The sequence below is a fragment of the Wenzhouxiangella sp. YN9 genome (genome assembly GCF_056324165.1).
In genome coordinates this window covers 164,477-181,491 of record NZ_JBJNIP010000089.1, presented here as the reverse complement: position 1 = coordinate 181,491, position 17,015 = coordinate 164,477, and the positions used below count along the sequence as shown (strand labels likewise).

Genomic DNA, 17,015 nt, shown 5'->3' with positions numbered 1-17,015 from the left:
AAATGATGCTGGCGCTGATCTGCCTCCTTGTGCTCGTGACCTGGACTTTTGTTGCCTATCCGGCGCTCGCCCTGCTGCTCGCCCGGTCCAGAACGGACGCGAGTTCGATTCGATCCCCGGGGTCAGGGCCTGCGGTGACGGTCGTCATTGCCGCGCGAAATGAAGCGTCCCGGATCGGTCCCCGAATCCGTAACCTGCTGGCCAGCGATTTTCCCGCCGAAAAACTTTCGATCCTGGTCGTCGACGACGGGAGTAGCGACGGTACCTGCGAGGCTGTGCGATTGATCGGACACGACCGGGTTCGCCTGCTGTCCTTGCCGATGCCTGCTGGCAAGGCGGCCGCCATCAACCTGGCGATGCAGTCCGTCAACACTCCGTTGACCGTCTTCGCCGATGCCCGGCAGCGATTCGATTCGTTGGCGATTCAACGACTGTCGGCCCCGTTCTCCGATCCGCTGGTGAGCCTGGCAGCCGGCCGCCTGGCGCTGGCCGAAGGCGAGGCGGCCGGGCTGTACTGGCGTCTGGAAACGGCGCTGCGCAAGGCGGAAGCACTGCTGGGCTGGTCACACGGAGCCAGCGGAGCGATCTACGCGATTCGCACGTCCAAATTTATTCCCTTGCCCGCCGGGCTGCTGCTCGATGATGTCTGGACACCACTTCAGATCGCCCGCCAGGGCCTTGATCTGGTTTTTGTCGAGCATGCCCTGGCAATCGAGCCAGAGGCCAACGGCAGTGCGGTCGAATTTCGGCGCAAGCTACGCACATTGAGCGGTAACTGGCAGCTGATCGCCTGTGCACCATGGCTGCTTTCCCCCTGGCTCAATCCGGTGTTCTTCGCTTGGTTTTCGCACAAGTTTCTTCGCCTGATCGCACCCTGGGCTCTGGCAGCAATATTCCTGGTTTCTCTGCTGAGCGTTGTGCGCGATGGCCACGTGCTCGTCCAGCTTTTGTTCTGGGTTCAGCTGATAGCCTATGCCGCAGGCGTCTTCGCGATGTCGGCTCCCGACCTGGCTCGCCGCATTCCGCTCGCCACGGTGGCGGGCAGCTTCCTATTGCTCAATGTGGCTGCCCTGGTGGCGTTGCCGGCATGGTTCAGCCAGCGGCATGCCGGGCAGTTCTGGAAAGACTGATGGCGCGGCTGCTGTTCGTGACCGCGCGCGTGCCGTTCCCGCCTCGGGAGGGGCATCAGCTGCGCAGCTGGCACCTGCTGCGCGCCGCCGCGGCGCAGCATCAGGTGACGCTGCTTTCTCTTCGCCGCGCCGACGATCCGGTTTCGCTGCCGCCGGAGGTAACCGGACTGCTGGCGGACTGGGAGCTGGTCGATCTGCCCGCACTGCGGGGCCCGCGGCACCTTCTGACAACGGGCATGCGCTGGCTGCTGACGCGTCGCCCGCTGCTTGATCTTCGCTATCGCCCGCCCGCGCTTGAGCGTGCCTTTCAACGCCGGGCGGCAGGCGCTGATCTGATTCACCTGGACATGCTCGCGCTCGCCGGCCTGCTTTGGAAAGCACCTGCAAAGACGCCGATCATTCTTAACGAACACAATGTCGAATCCAGGCTTCTGCGGTCGCGGCTGAAACTGGAACAGCGCCGGTCGAGCCGGCTATTGCACAGGCTGCAGCTGCTGGGGCTGGAAGCGTTTGAACGGCGGGCCTGCCTGAGAGCCACTGCGGTTCTGGCTTGCTCGGGCCTGGATGCTTCACAAGTCGAGCGACTGGCGCCGGAAGCAAAAATAGCCGTCATACCCAACGGCGTCGATACGCGCGAATTTTCCATCCGTCAGAGCAATAATCCAGGCCGGGAATCACTTGTTTTTGTCGGCCAGATGAGCTGGTTTCCCAATCGTGACGGCATGGAGTATTTCGCCCGCGACATTCTGCCGCGTCTGACCCAGCGCGGCGAGCTTCAGGTCGATGTTGTGGGACGGCACGACGGCCAGCTCGTGGCTGGAGCAGACCCCCGGCTTCGGTTTCATGGTTTCGTCGACGACCTCAAGGAACTGGTCCGGGAAGCGGCGGTTTTCATCGTGCCGTTGCGCGCCGGCAGCGGCACCCGCCTCAAAGTACTCGAGGCGATGGCCCTGGGAAAGGCAATCGTGAGCACAAGCAAGGGCGTGGAAGGCATCGGCCTGACTGAAGGTGAGAACGTGCTGCTGGCTGATACGGCACAAGCATTTGCCGCTGCAGTGGAACGACTGCTTGATGACCCCGATCTGCGCCGCCGTCTCGGACGATCGGCACGCCGCGTAGCTGTTCAGCGGTTCGACTGGAACACGATAGGCCTGCGCCTGCAGGAGGTTTATGACGAGGTGTTATTCACCCGACGCTCGCCCAGCGCGTGCGATGAGGCGGTAATAGATCCCGCCAAATAGCTCATAAAGGGCGCGCTCCGATTTGTCGAGCGACGTTGACTGCGGCCAAAGACCGGCTGGGCTGGTGACCGGCACATAACGGCTGTTCAGCGCCCAGGGGCAGACCTCGAAGCCCTCCTGTTCAAAGGCCCAGCGCGCGCGCGGCAGGTGCAGCGCGCTGGTGGCCAGGATGATCCGGCGTGATTTGTGGCGCAGCAGGTAGGCGACTTCCAGCGCGCTGGTGCGCGTGGTGGTCGATACCTTCTCCATGATCGGTTGCGGTGAGCCGGGATTCATCTGCATCAGCAAGGCTGCGATGATTTCAGCTTCGGGAATACGGAAGGGCCCGCCTCCGGAAACAATCAGCGGCAGCTGCCTGGGTGGGTTCGACGCCTGCAGCGCGACGATACGATCCAGCGTTTCTGCCGTCAGAGCCCCGAAGTCCTGTGGGCCATGGGGCGGGCGCCGCAAGCCGCCGGAAAGAAACACCACGGCACCGGCCCCTGGGCAGGCGGTTGGCATTTCAGACGCCGCTGTGGGCTGTGGCGACTCTATGGCCCGGACCAACAGGTTTGCCCCCAGCGGCGTGGTCAAACCCAGGCCGAGCACAAGCCCGACAAGCGCACTGATCAGCAGCCAGCGGCGCGCCGAGTGCAAAGCGAGGGCGGCCACGGCGGCGCAAACCAGCGCGAGGTTAAGCGGCGAGTAGAGCGCGTTCACGATCTGCTGCGGGCCGCCACGACCCGGCGGATGCCGGAACGCAGACTGTTATCCAGGCTGGCCCATACGAGTGCCGGCAGGGTGATCGCGACTGACCCTGCCGCCAGCCGTGGCAGAGCATCCTCTGCGCCGAAATAATCTACCGAACCGAGCAGGAGATACATTGCTGGCGCGAATGCCGCGGCAGCCCCCAGCCGCCGCCAGTTCGGCAGATAGCGAAGCTCGGCCGGGCATTGCCACAGCTGAACCGCCGCCAGGAAAACATGGCTGAGAATCGTGGCGGCCACGGCGCCGGCCACGCCCCACAGAAGGATCAAGGGGATATTGAGCGCGATGTTGAGCACGGTCGCTGACAGAGTGATGAGAAAAAAGCGTAGAGCGCGTCGCTCCAGCAGCAGCCCATACTGCGCAATGGAGAACAGTGAATACCACGCCAGGGTCATGGCGATGGCCACGAATACGGGCGCGGAGGCTGCCTTGTCCTGTCCGGCGAGAATGATGAAGAAGTCCTGACCAACGCACAACAGCAGCGCCGTGGCCAGAGCCACGGCAAGCACCCATACCTCGAGCATGTCGCGCTTGAGTGCCACGATCGACTCGGCGCCTTTGGTGCCATAAAGACGAATCGCCGTCGGTGTGAACGCCTCGTTGAGCGTCTGGCCCATGACCGCAGTTACCGCCATGGCCAGCCCGAAGCCGATGGTATAGATGCCGACCTCGGTAAAGCCGCCTACCAGGCTGCGCAGCAGAATGCGATCGGTAAACGCAAAGAGCACGGAGGTCAGCTCGGTAAGCATCATCGGCAGTCCGAAGGCCAGACCGGCCATGACCGACGCGCGCTGCGGAGTCCGAGCGTGGCCCCGGTACCAGCGCGTGAACCACCAGCTCAGCCAGGCCGCAACCAGGACGATCACCAACAAGCGCGCGCTGAATACGCCCAGGGCGCTGCGCTCGATGAAAGCGATCGTGACAAGGATCAGAGCAACGTCGCTCCAGCGCCAAAGGGCCTTGACCCAGACCCGAATATCGGAGCGCTCCAGCGCATAAATGATCGCCTCGACGTAGCTGCACCAGATCAGCAGCGGCAGCATCACGATCAACACCTGTAGCACCGGTTGCTCGTCAGTGGGAAAACGGTCGATCAACAGGAAGATGACCGCCGCACAGACCAGCCAAAGAACCAGCGACATCGACAGCGGCACAAGCATGTGGTTGCTCGTGAATCGGCGCAGCGCCGAGACCCCGCCGGTGTGCGGGTAAAAGCGAAGAATAGCGTGTTGAGTGCCCAGCTTGAGCACGCCGGCCACAAGCAGAAGCCAGGCCTCGTAGTAACCGAGAATACCGAACTGATGATTGTCGAGCAGCCGGGTCATGAATGGGAATGACACGAACCCTGCCGCGATTGTCACGACATTGCCGCCGAGGTAGCGGACGTAGTGCACCAGCAGGCCGGAGCGTTTGTTTTCGGTCAGCGCCATAACGCCCCCGAAGCACGCGTTCCGGCCGGAGGCATCCGGCTTGTGTCGGCTGGCGCACAGATGCAGCGCATATTGCCGGGCAAGCTGGCCGAACTCAATGGCTTCTGGCGCCCTCTGGCTTTGATATGAGCGAACCTGCCCCAAAACGTGCCGCGTTGCGCGCCGACTACCACCGCTATCTGGCCACCATGAGTGGTTTGCACCGCCCCTGGCGGGCGCGCCTGGCGGCGGCTACCGAGTTCGGCTTCATTGCTATTGCCGTTTATCGCTTTGGCCGCCTGGCCCGACGCATGCGGCCGCGCTTGTTGGCGTTGCCCCTGAAACTGGTCTACCGCTTTGCCAACTTTTTTGTCCAGGTTTTGCTCGGCATCAGCATTTCGACCAATTCGCGCATTGGCTCCGGCTTCTACATCGGCCATTTCGGCGGCATCATCGTCCACGGCAACCTCGGCAAAAACTGTTCGATCGGTCAGGGTGTGACCATCGGATCGCGCGGCGCCGGCCGCTCCAACGGCTATCCGGAAATCGGCGATCGGGTTTATCTGGGTGCCGGGGCGATGGTGGTCGGTCGAGTTCATGTCGGTGACGATGTTGTGGTCGGTGCCAATACCGTGGTGGTCTCCGACGTTCCCGCCGGCTGTCGGGTTGTCAGCGCCCAGGCGCGTATTCTGCCGCCGCGCGCTGATACGGACGAGAAATCCCCGCGGCCGTCAGCATGCCGGTTAGAGTCCGTTGACTCGGTACGATAACGAACACAGAAGCTCACCCCGGCAAGCGGAGAGCGAGTGCCGGAGCGGGGCGTCGACTTCAACGCCTGCAGGAGCCGCAGTCGGCCGCCGGTTGATCGGAACCGACGCGATCGCGAAACCCGCCTGTCGCAGTATTGGCCGGTGCGGGCTCAAGAGCGCCGACGGATCCGCCCCGGCCGGCGGACGATCGCGGGCGGCCAAGGAAATCGGCATCGACGCGCGTGTTCGCATGAGCCCGCCCGATAAGTGGGCTGTCGGCTGTCGGCGTCGGGTCGAATGCGCCGATAGTCGTGCTGGTGATGCCGGGATCTGCAAGGCAGCGTTGTCCGGGCGTGCAGGCGCTGTGGTAGGCGCGGCTGACGAGGTTGGAGGACCACTCTACGTCAACATCTTCCTGGTCACTGTAGAACAGGCAGCTTTGCCGCGGCTGGCCGTGGGCCGGCTGGCCGACGAACAGATTATTGCTCATCAGGATACGTCCTCCCGCAGAGCCGGCGCTGCTGACCAGGCAGTTGCCTTCGCCGGTGATGGTGTTGTTGATCAGCGCCGAATCGATATCAGCACCCAGCCCGAGAAAGACCGCATCGCCGGCGGCGCGGCAGTGATCCGACGGCGCAAAGTTACCCTGGCCCACAAACCGCGCGCAGCTGCCGATGATCACGGAGTTGCTGATGAACGCACTGCCGGAAACCTTGACCTGGTTGCCGGCATTGCCCTCGAACAACGAGGCATTGATGCGCACTTGCGTGTCCTCGTCGAGATAGAGCAGGTCGAGCCCGTCAGAGGTGTTGTAATGGACTCGCGCGCGCTCGAACACCCATTCGCCGCCACTTTGAGCCGTACCCAGCCCGTCGCCGTAGCCGCCATTTGCCTGGGCCCAGCAGCCGGTGATCTTCCCCTGAGGCCAGGTCTGGATACAGCCGTTGTAGGCGATCTCCACGTCCTCGAATTCGAGCCGCCCGCTGTTGGCGCTGTGCTCTCCGACGTCGCCGTCCCATCCGGCCCAGCCGTTGGCAATGATGCGCACGCGCTCAAGCCGCCAATCGGAAAGCCCGCCGGCGAGTACGCCCTGGTTGGCCAGGCCGTGGACGTGCAGGTCGCTCAGGATGATATCCCGAGCGCCTTGTGCGAACAGGCCGGTCGAAGCCCAGTCGCCGAAAGGTGGCTGGTCACGCTGGCAGGCAGCGACCGTGCCTTCACAGCCGCCACCGTGGCAGTGAAATTCGATACAGCCGGACCGGTCAGTGATTTCCAGGCAGGCCAGGCGAGCGTGGCGGGTATCTTCGAGATTGATGATCATTGCCGCGCGTTCGCTGCCCCACAACTCGGGTGCCTCGGGGCAGCCGGCATCGTGCCCGGCACCAAGCACGCGCGTGGGCTGCTCGGCCGTGCCTGCAGGCAGCGGCGGCATATGGCAGTCCCAACTGTAGGCCGGATTGCAGCGTTCACTGCCCGGCGCACCGATGCCCATGCGGTAATCTCCGGCGCCGATCACCAGAGTGTCGCCGCCGGCCAGGCGCGGCTCGCCACCCGGCGGCAGAGCGAAGAAAGGATGGGCCCAGGCACAGTTGCTGTCGTTCTCCCGGGCGCGATCGAACCGGCCGTTGCATTGCCTGGCGCTGCCGCCGTCGGGGCGCACGAAGTAGGTGGCCGACCAGGCGCTGTCAGGGACAAGGGCAACGGCTGCGGCCGACAGGATCACTGCCAGCACGGCAGAGCCAGAGTGGGTGGTGATGACTTTCCAGTCTTTCAGCCAGGCGGCGGAAACGGGCATGAGCAGACCTGTTGGCGAGACCGGAAACCAGTCTTGCACAGTCAAGCCCTGGCGCTTGGTGCGGCCAGGCACACAGTCGGGGAAAAGACCGTGTACACGCCGCTGATCGGGCGCCCTCTCCGAACTTCAGCGGCAGACGCTGCCGCCGTCCGGGTTGTCAGCTCATGGCGCGACTTCATCGGCCTGCGCCATGAGTGGAACGAGCTGGCGGCACGCGTTGACGACCAGGTTTTCTACCGCCATGAGTTCATTGCCGGCTGGCTGAGGCACTTTGCCGGCTCGTCTTCGCTGCAGATCATGATCGTGCCCGCCGGCGACGGGCACCTGATCGGCGTGCTGCCGCTGGTTGCCCGGCGCCTGTCGGTTTGGGGCGTTCGACTGCGCGCGCTCCACAGCGCTTCCAACCATCATTCCGGTCGCTTCAGCCTGCTTGCCGAGCAGCCAAGCGAAGTGGCCGTGCGGCTGCGCCAGGCGCTGATCGACACCGGGCAGGCCGCAGGCAACCAGCGAGCGACCCATGCCCTGTGTTGAACCGAACTGCAGTCCGCTTGCCATTGAGCGCCTGACGACGACGGCCGGGCTTGCCAGCCTCAAGGACGACTGGCAGCGGCTTATGAGCACCGGTGATCTCGATCCGTTCAACACCTGGGAGTGGCAGGCGGCCTGGTGGCACAGGCTGGCGCAGGGCAGGGCACTGTGGCTGCTGGTGGCAAGGGATGGGGGCGGCGAGATACGAGGCATCGTGCCGTTGAGTCTGGAGAAGACCCGCATTGGCCTGATGCCCGTGCGCCGTCTTGCCTTTTTGGCCGACGAGCTGGTTGGCAGTGATTATCTCGACGTTATCGCTGCGCTCGAGTGGCGCCCGGCGGTCACGGCGGCTGGTGGTCGCTGGCTCAGGGCCCGTGGGGATGCCTGGGATGTGATCGAGTGGCGCGATATGGACACCGAATCCGATACTGCCAGACAACTTGCTGCCGCTCTTGGTCCGGATTTCATCGGCGAGTCGCTGCAGCAGTGGGTCTGCCCTGGCACCGCGCTGGCGCCTGCTGAAACCTTTGATGACTTTCTGGCACGAACGCAGCGCGAGAGCAACTACCGGCGTCGGCGGCGCTGGCTGGAGCGTCAGCCCGGTTTTTGCATTGATAACTGCGCTACCGGTTCCGGGCTGGTCGACGCTCGCCGCGAGTTCTTCCGCCTGCACGATCTGCGTTGGGCCCGCTCAGGCGGTTCGGCCGGCATTCCCGATGAGCCTGCGCGCGCTTTTCATACCGAGGTGACCGATCGCCTGGCACAGCGCGGCCAGGTGCGTTTCTACACGCTTCGAGTTGACGGCCAGGCGATCGCCAGCGTCTACGCGCTGATTGCCAACGACACCTTTTACTACTATCAGTCGGGTATGGATCCGGCCTGGCGGCGCCGCAGCGCCGGCCTGGTGTTGATCGGTGAAACCTTTGCCGATGCGATCCGCCTGGGCCTGCGTCGCTACGACTTTCTGCGTGGGCCGGAGGCCTACAAGTCAGACTGGGTCGATGGTGAGCGCCGGCTCTCGCGCTGGCGCTTCTATCGTCGTCGCGGCGGTGGCCGGCGCGCCTGCCGTCTGGATGCCGGAATAAAGACCGGCAAACAGCGGGTCAAGCAGCTTCTCGGCATCAAGCGTTAGCGAAAACGGTCGCCAAAGATTCGATCTGATGGTTCCGGCGGGCCAACCCGCTCGATGGCCCCGATGTCGGGGCCGCCGCTGACGCCACGTGTCACGCCGAAGTAATCGTGGGCCGGCGCCAAGTCCGAATTCGCAGCATTGATCAGAGGGCTGGCTTTCAGCGGGTTACCGTCAAATTGCGTGATTGAGGCATTGCGAACACCGGGCGAGCCGCGGCACAGGCTGTTGCCAGGGCAGGCACCATGGCGCGCGTTATGGATAAAGTTGTTATCCCACACCAGCTGTTCCGAGGCGCCTGAATAGTACAGGCAGCTCTGCTGGTCGGGATTGTGCCAGTAGGGTGTGGCGATCACGAGGTTGTTGATGAAGCGGATGCGCGAGCTGGAGGTGCCACCGCCGCCGCTGATTACACAGTTGCCCTGACCGATGATAGTGTTATTGATCAAGTCTGTACCTGCGCCAGGTTCAAGGCCCACAAAAACGGCATCTCCCAGGGCGCGGCAGTGATCGCCGGATAGCATGTTGCCATCATCACGGAAAAAGCCGCAGTTGCCCACGATGACCGAGTTCTCGATCAGGGAGCTGTTGGCAACCTTGATCTGGTTGCCGGCATTGCTGTCTACCAGGGTCTGTTTGACGGTCACTCGGCCGTTGCCAGCAAGATAGAGCAGATCGATGCCGTCCGAGGTATTAAAACGAACCCGGCTGCGTTCGAAGATCCAGTGCCCACCGGTCTCTGCCGTGCCCAGGCCATCGCCGTAACCGCCCCCTTCCTGCGCCCAGCAGCCAAACTTCTGTCCGCCGGGCCAGCGTTCGGCGCAGCCATTCCATGAGATTTCAGAATCAACGAACCGGATCGTGCCCGAGTTGGAGCTGCCGCTGCCGATGTCCCCGTCCCAGCCGGCCCAGCCGTTGGCGATGATTTTCACGCGCTGCATGGTCCAGTTGTGCAGCCCGCCAGCCATGACTCCGCGGTTGGCCATGCCGTGAATATTCAGATCACGCAGCACGACGTTCCTTGAATCGCTCGCCGTAAGGCCGGTTCCGGCCCAGTCGCCGAACGGCGGGGACTCTCTATTGCAGGCGTCCACTTCACCACTGCATCGGCCGTTGTGGCAGTGAAACTCGATGCAGCTCTCGTGATCGGTTACTTCCAGGCAGGCGACTTCGACGTTCGAGCTGCCTTCAAGGCTGAGTATGTGTTTGGCGCGCTCGGTTCCCCACAATTCCGGTGGATTGGAGCAGCCGTTGTTGTGCCCGGCCCCCAGAATACGGGTTTTTTGCGAAGCGGACGGACCGCTGGGAATGGCTGGCATGACACAATTCCAGGGCCATCCAGCGCTGCAGCTGCTCGAGCCGGGTGCGCCCAGACCGATGCGATAACTGCCGCTTCCGATAATCAGCGTATCGCCGCCATCGATGCGCGATCCGCCTGCCGGCGGTAGCGCTATGAAAGGATGTTTCCAGGCGCAGTTGCGATTGCTCCCGCTGCCGGGATAAGCGCTGTTGCCAAGCCCGTTGCACTGACTGGCTGATCCGCCATCGGTGCGCACGTAGTAAGTTTTCGCCCAGCTTGTTGACGCAAAAAGCAGCATCATCAACAGGACGAACGTCCAGCAAATCCCCCTGAAAGATCTGTGGTTCGGTGTCATCGTTAGTTTCTCGTTCGGGAACGGGCGGGTAATCCTCACCGCGCGGGTATTCACAAAGCGCTGGTAAGCGCCTGATCATGCGGTGCTAAAAGTATTTCATCGGGGGTGTTGACAAACCATGGTTTCATCGTTGAGTTTGTGTTCGATGTGAGTGGAGCGAGTCGCGCTCTGGCCATGTTTGCGTGATGTGTGGCACAGTTTCCGGGGCCGTACAATGCAAATGCAGTTTGCGGGTTTCTCGCCTGGCGCTGCTGCGCGGCTCAGGGGCCAGCCTGCCCCCGGTGGAGGCAGGCCGTAGCTTGATCTGTCGCTCTGTTGTTACTGGTCGACTAGAAATGAATAGTCACGGTCTGTGAACAGCTTTGGCTGCCGTGTTGGCAGACGCGATACACGATCTGTCCGGATGTGTTGTTATCCAGTCGATCAGCGTAGAGTTGATAGCTGAAAGTGGCTGCAATCAACTTGCCGTTGCGATAGATATCCGTGGCACGTGAGGCGATTCCTTGCCAGCGCAGTCGAGTGAAGCGGGTTCCGTCGCGCCGTTTGACGGGCTTGGCTACAAGCGAAATATCGTCGCTGCTGGAAGCGGAAACGGCTACGGTATGAGTCACGGAGTCACTCTGATCATGCGCGTCGCTCACGGTCAGCGTTATTTCATAGCTGCCCGGCTGCGGGAATCGATGGCTCACCAAAGGACCAGCGCCAATCGAACCATCTCCGAAAGCCCACTGATATTCGTAATCGGTACCGGAACGGACCTCTGCGGCAAGACTGCAATCAAGGCCTTCACAGTTTGCGCTGAAGTCGGCTAGGGGCGGTTCCGGCGTAGGCTCAGCCCCATATTCGATGGCGCCGATATCCGGTCCGCCGTTAACGCCGCGCGGCAGATTGCTGAAGTCGTTGTCCGGTGCCATTGAGGCGTTGGCAGCCGCGATCAGCGGGCTGCCTTCTATCGGCTGCGGATCAAAATCGGTGAGCGAATCGTTTTTGATACCGGGTTGACCGCTGCATTGGCTGTCACCCGGGCAGGCACCATGACGCACTCCGTGAATGGAATTGTTTTTCCAGACGACCTGCTCGCTGGAACCTGAATAGTAGAGGCAGCTGTCCTGGCTCTGCGAGTGCCAATAGGGATTGCCGATGATCAGGTTGTTGGCTACCGAAAGTACGGATTGAGCACTGCCGCCGCCCCCGCTGATGATGCAGTTACCCTCACCGACAATAGTGTTGTTGATCAGATCGGTACGAGATCCGTTATTGAATCCGACGTAGACGGTATCGCCCAGGGCGCGACAGACGTCGCCGGCGTGCATGTTCGGGTGGTCGGAAAAGTACGAACAGTTGCCGATGATCACGGAGTTTTCGATGACAGCGCTCCTGGAAACCTTGACCTGGTTGCCGGCATTGCTGTCGATCAACGAGCGCCGCACGGTCGCCTGCCCGTCATCGCGCAGGTAGAGCAGGTCGATGCCGTCGGAGGTGTTATGGTGAACTTCGACGTTTTCGAATATCCAATCGCCGCCCGATTCGCCCAGACCGATCCCGTCGCCATAGCCACCGCCACCCTGGGCCCAGCAGCCGAACTTGTCGCCGCTTTTCCAGTCCTCGACGCAGCCATTCCAGGCAATTTCAGAATCGACAAAGAGCAGGGTGCCCGCATTGCTGCTGTCGCTGCCGATATCGCCATCCCAGCCGGCCCAGCCGTTGGCATTGATGCGGACCCGATCCATGGTCCAGTCAGTCAGTCGGCCTGCGTGCACCCCCCGGTTAGCCAGGCCATGAATGTTGACGTCACGCATTACCACGCTGCTGGAGTCACTGGCGCTTACGCCGGTCGAGGCCCAGTCGCCCCAGGGGGGTGATGAGCGGTTGCAGGCGGCCACCTCGCCGTCGCACTGGCCATTGTGGCAGTGAAACTCGACGCAGCTCGCGCGGTCGGTAACTTCGAGACAGGCGAGTTCGACGTTGGAGCTGCCTTCCAGATTGAGAATCGTGCCCGCGCGTTCAGTGCCCCACAATTCTGGCGCTGCGGTGCAGCCCTGATCGTGACCCTGACCCAAAATGCGCGTGGGCTGATCAGGTGCAGGTCCGCTGGGAATTGGCGGCATGAAACAGTCCCAGGACCAGCTTAGTGCGCAGCTTTCCGTGGCCGGAGCACCATAGCCCATACGGTAGCTGCCGCTGCCTATCACCAGCGTGTCACCGCCGGCAATATGAGGTGTTCCACCGGGCGGCAGGGCCACGAACGGATGGCTCCAGGCGCATGCCTGCTTGGTGCCCGTGCCGGGATAGGGAGCATCCGACAAGCCTGTGCACTGTTCTGCATTCCCCCCATCGGTACGAACGAAGTATGTTTCCGCCAGCACGGCGGGACTCGCCACTGCGATAAGTAGGGCAAGTACCAACCCGCGACCCCCTGAAGGTCTACGATGGGTATCAATCATGATTTCCTCTTGCAACGAGAATGATTTTCCACCGGACAAGTACCGGTGACGATGCAAGAGTATTTCAATGCTGAGTTGAAACTTCCAGACCTAAAACAGCAGTAAAATTAATAACTTGAGAGGCCGATTTCACGCGATCAAGGTTAAAGCGTGAGAGCCGGCGCAGTGTTCGGCAGCGTACAGTGAGAATCCGCTGAAACCAGCTGCGCCTGTGTACCGAAATGCGCAGCGGTCAGGAGCCGGGAGCGGACCTTTCATCCGACGACAAACCGGTTGTTGTCGCCCCTCGGCTCCTGGCCGCTGCACACTTCATCGACAAACTGGAGACACCAAAGCAAGGGGTGACGTCAGATCAACACGCGGGCCAATGGACGCCGGATCATGCACTCGAGTCCGCTGAGCTTCCAGCGAAAACGCGTCAAGTTGTCGTCGAATCCTACGGCAATTCTGGGTAGAGCGAATCGGTGCCGCGCGTGGAAGCGTTGCAGATGTCCCAGGCGTGTTGTGGTCGCGGATTCGAACCCTGTTTTTGCGGCCATGCGAAACTCCCGGAAGCCGGCCTGGTGAGGGCCGCCGAAAGGGTAAGCCAGGTGCCTGACGGGTCGGTCAATCCACGACTCCAGCGTTCGTCGGGAGGCGTCGAGTTCATGCCGCAGCTGAGGCCTAGGCAGACTGCTTAGCACCAAATGGCCATGGGTATGCGCACCGATGGTGATCAGGGGGTCATCGGCCAGCTGGCGAACGTCATCGCGGCTCAAGACCTGACTTTCGAGGTTCTGATGTCGGATCGCATGATCGCTGATCATCGCCAGAAATTTTATCTGTTCGGAGGGGGCCATGCGCTTGAGTTGGCTGTTGAAGCGCTGGTAACAGTCGTGTTTTTCAGAATGACCTTCGATTCTTTCGAGCCAGTGTTTGCCCTCCCACTCTATCTGCAGGGAGTCGGCATCACGAATAATCCTTTCGAGCTCGTACCACCACAGATGCGCCGAGTGATCAATGATTCCCGTCGCAATATACACCGTTGCCGGCACACCGTGCGCACGCAGGATGGGCAGGGCCAGGGTCAGATTATCGAGATAGCCGTCGTCAAACGTAACGACGACAGTTCGCCTTGGGAGCTTGCCTTGCTGCAGCAGACGCACCGCTTCGGGCAGCGCAAGGCAGTTGTAGTGGCGAGAGACAAATGCCATCTGGCGATCAAAGTCGCTGGCCTTAACCATAAGCTCCCGATTGGGGGAGAACTTGCTGCGGGGCGCTGCTTCATCGGCAACGATTCGGTGATACATCAGGCAGGTTCCAAGCCCGGCCCAGGAACGGCGCAGTGGTGCAGTCAGCGATGTTGCAGTCAAGGCCTGGCGAACCTGCTCCAGGCGTGAAGACAGCCGGCCGCAGCGGTGCTTTGGCCGGGTCCCGGCGGCGTCTACGGTTTCAGAATGCTCGTGCCCCCTGACCGAACTCATGGCAACACCGGTTGCTTTCGCTTCGAAGGAATGCGGGTTGTCAGCATTATTCTGGTGTCCTATTGCACGCTGCTGGTCAGCCCGGGCCGGTTTGCCAATGCTTTCATGGCCGGGCGCCGTTCCCAGTTCCAGGCAGATCGAACGATTGCCTCGATATCGTCCTGTTCCGGCTGCCATCCGAGCCGGCTCTTGATGACACCATTTTGCGCAATCACCACGGGCATGTCTCCCGGCCGCCGTGCAGCCTCCAGAATCTCGAGTTTACGACCGCTGACTCGCCGAACCGTCTCAATGACCTCACGCACGCTGTAACCATGGCCATAGCCGCAGTTGGCAATCAGCGATTCACCGCCATGTTGCAGATACGAAAGGGCTAGCAAATGTGCTTTGGCAAGATCTTCTACGTGGATGAAATCCCGAATGCAGGTTCCGTCCGGCGTGCCATAGTCAGTGCCAAAAATGCTCAGAGAAGGCAGTTTCCCGGCCGCGTGCTGGCAGGCCGCCTTGACCAGGTGCGTTGCTTCGGGTGTGTCTTGGCCGATGCGCCCCGCGCTGTCACAGCCGGCAACGTTGAAGTAGCGCAATATCATGTAGCGCATGCTTCCGGCATGGCAGGCGTCCTGGAGCATCCACTCGGTTACCAATTTTGAGCGGCCATAAGGGCTCATTGGGGCAGTTGGCATATCTTCGCTGGCGACGCCGCCGGATGGTTCGCCATAGACGGCTGCAGTTGATGAAAATATGAAGTGCTTCACGCCTGCAGCCAGGCAGGTGGCCATCAGCGTGCGCGCTCGCGCCGAGTTGGTGTCGTAGTATTCCAGCGGCAGGGCCACGGACTCGGGAACTACCGTTCTGGCGGCAAAGTGAAATACCGCCTCGAAATAATATTCACGAAACAGGGCTCGCAAGAGCCGGACGTTGCCAATATCTCCGATCACCAGGCGTCCGCCCAGGACGGCCCTGCGATGCCCGGTGCTCAGGTCGTCCAGAACGACGATGCGCCTGCCTTGCTCGGCCAACAGCGCGACAACGTGAGAGCCGATATAGCCAGCACCGCCGGTGACCAGTATGGTTGGAATTCGTTTCATCAAACGTCCCTCCTCATCGGCTGCCGCGCCTGAACAGGACCACTTCAACGGTCTCCAGGAGGATCTGGAGGTCGAACAGAAGACTCTGTTCCTTGATGTAGTAGAGGTCATAGCGGAGTTTCTCAGCGGCGTCTTCGACCGAGGCACCGTAGGGATAGCGCAGCTGGGCCCAGCCGGTCAGCCCGGGCGTAACGCTGTGGCGCAGTCCGTAGTAGGGAATCTCGCGCTTGAGCTGGTTCACGATTTGTGGACGCTCTGGTCGCGGTCCAATCATGCTCATCTCGCCACGCAGAACATTCCAGATCTGCGGCAGCTCGTCGAGCCTCAGCTTGCGGATGATGCGGCCCACCCGGGTGATGCGAACATCATCGCTGGTTGCCCAGCGGGCAATGCCGTCGCTTTCGGCATCGCTGCGCATACTGCGAAACTTGTACAGGGTGAATTCGCTGTCGCCTTCTCCTACTCTCTGCTGGCGGTAGAGAACGCCTTCGCGACCGCCGGATTCGAGCCAGACCGCCGCGGCAACCAAAAGCATGATCGGCCAGGCCAGAGTGATGACGCCCAGCGCCGCCACCAGGTCGAAAGCGCGCCGGCTGAAACGCCGCATGACGGATCGATCGAAGTGCCCCGTAAAAACGAACCAGGACGGCAGCAGGCTTTCCAGCATGACGCGCCCGGTTTCGCGTTCGCAGAAGGTATCAAAGCGCAAGACGCTGATGCCTGCCAGTCGACAGCTCATCAGCTCATCCATTGACACCCGATTGCGCAGGTCGTCGCTGGCGACCACGATGTCGTCGATCTGGCGTTCGAATGCCAGGTCAAGCAGGGAAGGGGGACCGTGATCCGGAGAACGCTCTTCGAAGTCCGCGTGACGAACCCTGGGCGCCGGAAGGTGGGCAACGATATTGATTCGGCTGAACATGCCGCGTTCGCGCGAGCGCGCCAGAAAGTCGCTGGCGCAGCTGCCGGAACCAAGTAACAGAACCCGGCGCCGAAAACCGTTGCCGCGGAACAGGCGTACAAAGCCCAGGCGGGATGCCAACAGTAGCAAGAAGGCAATCAGGATCGACAGGGCGAGGATGCCGCGGCCGACCTCCAGCCCCGGCACAGCGAAATACAACACGATCAGCGCCAGGGATCCGGCCGCCATGGCCAGGACCAGGCGGGTCAGCATGCCGATGGCCACACCACTGAGTTCATTACTGTGGCGCTGATACAGGCCCAGCGCGATCATGGTCAGCCAGACGACGCCGGCAAATACGCTGCTGGTCAACGGCATTTCCTGAAGTGCAAATGCGCGTGAGCCCGGATCGGCATGGAACCGGATCTCGGTCGCCACCAGCGGAGCCATGAGGAGCATGCCCACCTCTACGACTGCGAGGAGTAGAAAAACCCGCAGGCTTTGCTGGCGCAGCAGTCGGCCGATCAAACCCAGGCGCATCTGACGGCGGGTGGCCAGGACTGGTGAAAACGCCATCTGCCGATCGGCCGGAGTCCATCCCGATCGTTCGGCCTCTTTCATGGGCGTATCCAGGACCTTCGCCATGTACCCCTCCTGATGACTTGGTGCATGAGTGTCAGGCTATGGTTATCGAGTATCTCTGCCCTATCTGTGCGCCTGGGCACGTTCAAATAAA

General features: G+C 61.8%; 13 protein-coding genes. 5 read left to right on the top strand and 8 right to left on the bottom strand.

From position 1 onward, the window contains the following. Positions 1 to 2 precede the first annotated feature (2 nt). Together ACEWQ0_RS07000 and ACEWQ0_RS06995 are read left to right on the top strand one after the other, a co-directional pair. Complete coding sequence (locus tag ACEWQ0_RS07000; protein WP_476483211.1) at positions 3 to 1,130, top strand: glycosyltransferase; 1,128 nt, start codon at positions 3 to 5, stop codon at positions 1,128 to 1,130. Further along, the gene (locus ACEWQ0_RS06995; protein ID WP_476483210.1) at positions 1,130 to 2,371 is read left to right on the top strand and encodes a glycosyltransferase family 4 protein; all 1,242 of its coding nucleotides are present in this window, start codon (positions 1,130 to 1,132) and stop codon (positions 2,369 to 2,371) included. Before ACEWQ0_RS07000 ends, ACEWQ0_RS06995 begins: the two co-directional genes overlap by 1 nt. Here the strand turns inward: ACEWQ0_RS06995 and ACEWQ0_RS06990 are convergent. Further along, complete coding sequence (locus tag ACEWQ0_RS06990; protein ID WP_476483209.1) at positions 2,312 to 3,070, bottom strand: YdcF family protein; 759 nt, start codon at positions 3,068 to 3,070, stop codon at positions 2,312 to 2,314. The two genes, ACEWQ0_RS06995 and ACEWQ0_RS06990, sit on opposite strands and share 60 nt — an antisense overlap. Continuing rightward, a complete protein-coding gene (locus ACEWQ0_RS06985) occupies positions 3,067 to 4,548 on the bottom strand; it encodes a lipopolysaccharide biosynthesis protein (RefSeq protein ID WP_476483208.1) in 1,482 nt (493 codons plus the stop codon). Before ACEWQ0_RS06985 ends, ACEWQ0_RS06990 begins: the two co-directional genes overlap by 4 nt. 125 nt (positions 4,549 to 4,673) lie before the next feature. Here ACEWQ0_RS06985 and ACEWQ0_RS06980 point away from each other — a divergent pair, with 125 nt between their 5' ends. Then, complete coding sequence (locus ACEWQ0_RS06980; protein ID WP_476483207.1) at positions 4,674 to 5,297, top strand: DapH/DapD/GlmU-related protein; 624 nt, start codon at positions 4,674 to 4,676, stop codon at positions 5,295 to 5,297. 58 nt (positions 5,298 to 5,355) lie between these two features. Here ACEWQ0_RS06980 and ACEWQ0_RS06975 read toward each other — a convergent pair whose 3' ends face one another. Continuing rightward, a complete protein-coding gene (locus ACEWQ0_RS06975; RefSeq protein ID WP_476483206.1) occupies positions 5,356 to 7,071 on the bottom strand; it encodes a right-handed parallel beta-helix repeat-containing protein in 1,716 nt (571 codons plus the stop codon). 90 nt (positions 7,072 to 7,161) lie between these two features. On the opposite strand from ACEWQ0_RS06975, the gene ACEWQ0_RS06970 reads away from it, so the two are divergent. Continuing rightward, positions 7,162 to 7,602: a hypothetical protein gene (locus tag ACEWQ0_RS06970; RefSeq protein WP_476484917.1), complete on the top strand. Its 441-nt coding sequence runs from the start codon at positions 7,162 to 7,164 to the stop codon at positions 7,600 to 7,602. Then, positions 7,589 to 8,731: a GNAT family N-acetyltransferase gene (locus ACEWQ0_RS06965; RefSeq protein WP_476484916.1), complete on the top strand. Its 1,143-nt coding sequence runs from the start codon at positions 7,589 to 7,591 to the stop codon at positions 8,729 to 8,731. Before ACEWQ0_RS06970 ends, ACEWQ0_RS06965 begins: the two co-directional genes overlap by 14 nt. Here the strand turns inward: ACEWQ0_RS06965 and ACEWQ0_RS06960 are convergent. The 5 genes from ACEWQ0_RS06960 to ACEWQ0_RS06940 form a co-directional block, all read right to left on the bottom strand. Then, complete coding sequence (locus tag ACEWQ0_RS06960; RefSeq protein ID WP_476483203.1) at positions 8,728 to 10,437, bottom strand: choice-of-anchor Q domain-containing protein; 1,710 nt, start codon at positions 10,435 to 10,437, stop codon at positions 8,728 to 8,730. The genes ACEWQ0_RS06965 and ACEWQ0_RS06960 overlap by 4 nt on opposite strands. 275 nt (positions 10,438 to 10,712) lie before the next feature. Then, positions 10,713 to 12,827 (bottom strand): PKD domain-containing protein, encoded by a 2,115-nt coding sequence (locus ACEWQ0_RS06955; protein WP_476484915.1) that lies wholly within the window; start codon positions 12,825 to 12,827, stop codon positions 10,713 to 10,715. Between the two features lie 347 nt (positions 12,828 to 13,174). After that, complete coding sequence (locus ACEWQ0_RS06950) at positions 13,175 to 14,467, bottom strand: polysaccharide deacetylase family protein (RefSeq protein ID WP_476483201.1); 1,293 nt, start codon at positions 14,465 to 14,467, stop codon at positions 13,175 to 13,177. After that, entirely contained in the window at positions 14,350 to 15,378 is a 1,029-nt protein-coding gene (gene galE, locus ACEWQ0_RS06945) for a UDP-glucose 4-epimerase GalE (RefSeq protein WP_476483493.1), read from the bottom strand. Before galE ends, ACEWQ0_RS06950 begins: the two co-directional genes overlap by 118 nt. A 13-nt stretch (positions 15,379 to 15,391) precedes the next feature. Next, a complete protein-coding gene (locus ACEWQ0_RS06940; RefSeq protein WP_476483200.1) occupies positions 15,392 to 16,924 on the bottom strand; it encodes a TIGR03013 family XrtA/PEP-CTERM system glycosyltransferase in 1,533 nt (510 codons plus the stop codon). Positions 16,925 to 17,015: the final 91 nt, after the last annotated feature.

Excerpts from the sequence above, each read along its gene's own strand:
- ACEWQ0_RS06940 (WP_476483200.1), bottom strand. The coding sequence starts at position 16,924 with ATGGCGAAGGTCCTGGATACGCCCATGAAAGAGGCCGAACGATCGGGA.
- galE (WP_476483493.1), bottom strand. The coding sequence starts at position 15,378 with ATGAAACGAATTCCAACCATACTGGTCACCGGCGGTGCTGGCTATATC.
- ACEWQ0_RS07000 (WP_476483211.1), top strand. The coding sequence starts at position 3 with ATGATGCTGGCGCTGATCTGCCTCCTTGTGCTCGTGACCTGGACTTTT.
- ACEWQ0_RS06975 (WP_476483206.1), bottom strand. The coding sequence starts at position 7,071 with ATGCCCGTTTCCGCCGCCTGGCTGAAAGACTGGAAAGTCATCACCACC.
- ACEWQ0_RS06965 (WP_476484916.1), top strand. The coding sequence starts at position 7,589 with ATGCCCTGTGTTGAACCGAACTGCAGTCCGCTTGCCATTGAGCGCCTG.
- ACEWQ0_RS06985 (WP_476483208.1), bottom strand. The coding sequence starts at position 4,548 with ATGGCGCTGACCGAAAACAAACGCTCCGGCCTGCTGGTGCACTACGTC.
- ACEWQ0_RS06980 (WP_476483207.1), top strand. The coding sequence starts at position 4,674 with ATGAGCGAACCTGCCCCAAAACGTGCCGCGTTGCGCGCCGACTACCAC.
- ACEWQ0_RS06955 (WP_476484915.1), bottom strand. The coding sequence starts at position 12,827 with ATGATTGATACCCATCGTAGACCTTCAGGGGGTCGCGGGTTGGTACTT.
- ACEWQ0_RS06950 (WP_476483201.1), bottom strand. The coding sequence starts at position 14,467 with ATGGCAGCCGGAACAGGACGATATCGAGGCAATCGTTCGATCTGCCTG.
- ACEWQ0_RS06995 (WP_476483210.1), top strand. The coding sequence starts at position 1,130 with ATGGCGCGGCTGCTGTTCGTGACCGCGCGCGTGCCGTTCCCGCCTCGG.